Origin of the sequence: Paenibacillus xylanilyticus (assembly GCF_013359935.1) — a bacterium.
Classification (GTDB): Bacteria; Bacillota; Bacilli; order Paenibacillales; family Paenibacillaceae; genus Paenibacillus; species Paenibacillus xylanilyticus.
The window spans coordinates 1-282 of the sequence record NZ_JABMCB010000013.1 but is presented as its reverse complement, the minus strand read 5'-3'; the positions used below and the strand labels follow the sequence as shown (position 1 = coordinate 282).

Genomic DNA, 282 nt, shown 5'->3' with positions numbered 1-282 from the left:
TCCCAGTGTGGCCGATCACCCTCTCAGGTCGGCTACGCATCGTCGCCTTGGTGAGCCGTTACCTCACCAACTAGCTAATGCGCCGCAGGCCCATCCTCAAGTGACAGATTGCTCCGTCTTTCCAGCTTCCTTCAGGCGAAGGAAGCAAGTATTCGGTATTAGCTACCGTTTCCGGTAGTTGTCCCAAGCTTGAGGGCAGGTTGCCTACGTGTTACTCACCCGTCCGCCGCTAACCATCAGAGAAGCAAGCTTCTCTTCAAGTCCGCTCGACTTGCATGTATT

The 282-nt window shown here is 55.0% G+C and carries 1 rRNA gene; it reads right to left on the bottom strand.

What is annotated here, in order from left to right:
* Window positions 1-282: ribosomal RNA gene (locus HP552_RS00070) — 16S ribosomal RNA — on the bottom strand; the annotation flags it as partial.